Below are 1,379 nucleotides of genomic sequence, written 5' to 3'. Positions count from 1 at the left end.
CAGGGTCCGTTGCATGGTCGATTCTGTCCGGGTTCATCCGGTGAGGCCGAGGGCGGTCAGGGAGCGGCGGCAGTCGCGGGCGGTGTGACGTAGCGCGGCGGCGATGTTGGTGCGACCGTCCTGGCGGTGGATGCCGATGGCGAGATTGCGCAGGCCGGCCATGATGCGCGGGAGGCGGCCGGTATGGATCTTGGAGTCGTCCTCGCGGAAGGTGCGGTCCCGGACATGGTGCAGAAGATTTTCGATCTTCCAGTGTCCTCTGGTCCATGCGGCGGGCTGAGCGCCGCTCGCGGCTCCCGGCGGCAGGCTGGTGATCAGGTAGACACGCTCGATGGTGAGTTTTCCGCTGGTGAAGTCCGCGTGCCGGCGCACGGCTTGGAGGGCCTGGCGGGCGTCGGGCCAGTCGATGTGCGCGAAGGATGCGGTCTTGAGGCGTCGGACCTCCTTGCGGTGGTGGGCGTGGGTGCGCTCGTAGTGGTCGAGGGCGATCTCCTGCCAGGGCAGGCGGCGGACGCGGTCGAACAGTGTGGGGTGGTTGGCCTTGACCTGTTTTTTTGCGATGTGGTGGGTGCCGCGGGTACGGAGGTAGGTGCCGTGGGCGTGCTGAGTGTGCAGGGCATCGGCGGTGATCACGGTGCCAGTGAGATCGATGCTGTCCAAGCAGGTGCTGGAAGGCGGGGATTTCGTTGCTCTTGTCAGCGATCTGACGCTGGGCAAGAACGCTGCCGGCGTGGTCCATCGCGGCGAGCAGGATGACGTGCGTGGCCGTGGCTGTGCGCGAGCCGCGCAGGGCCTTCCCGTCGACCGCGATCGCCCGCAGTCCAGGGCCGGCCGGGGTGGCGCGGGCGGCCAGGAAGGCGCCGATCGCGCGGTCTGGGGCGTCGCCGTCGAGCTGGACCATCAGGCGGCGCAGGGTGTGAGGGTGCGGGACGGACACGATGCCGGTCAGCCGGTCGACGGGGAATCCGAGGGCCCGGCAGGCCCAGGCCGGGGCATGAGTGATCCATTCCGTGATCGCGGTCAGCGGGCGGGCACCGGCCAGGACACTCGCCGCGGCCGCCGTGAGCAGGGCGGACATCAGGTAGCGGCATCCGCGAAGACCTCGCAGGTCGGGCATCGTCCCCAGGAACTGCGACAGACACAGTGCGCCCGTCAACGAGGCCGGTGCAGTGGCCTGGGCCAATTGGTCCAGGCCGGAGGGCATGAGAGAAGATGGAGAAGCAGGCACGGACTCACCAAGTGTTCATGGGACTTCGACACTCACATGATCACTGGGACCGTGCCTGCACTGCGTTCGCCCCCGCCCGAACCGGGGTGTCCCACCCCAACTGCGAACCTGCCCGATGTTCCGGACAGAACTGATCATGCAACAGCCCCTG

The 1,379-nt window shown here is 68.2% G+C and carries 1 protein-coding gene and 1 pseudogene; both read right to left on the bottom strand.

Annotation, left to right across the window (positions count from 1 at the left end):
• Positions 1-33: 33 nt before the first annotated feature.
• Positions 34-660 (bottom strand): ISAs1 family transposase, encoded by a 627-nt coding sequence (locus tag ACFWP5_RS52455; RefSeq protein ID WP_384174554.1) that lies wholly within the window; start codon positions 658-660, stop codon positions 34-36.
• Positions 661-913: 253 nt separating this feature from the next.
• Positions 914-1,078 (bottom strand): annotated as a pseudogene (locus ACFWP5_RS52450) (ISAs1 family transposase); the annotation flags it as partial.
• Positions 1,079-1,379 lie beyond the last annotated feature (301 nt).

Origin of the sequence: Streptomyces sp. NPDC058469, from assembly GCF_042721125.1 — a bacterium.
Taxonomy (GTDB): domain Bacteria; phylum Actinomycetota; class Actinomycetes; order Streptomycetales; family Streptomycetaceae; genus Streptomyces.
This window is presented reverse-complemented; position numbering and strand designations above follow the sequence as displayed.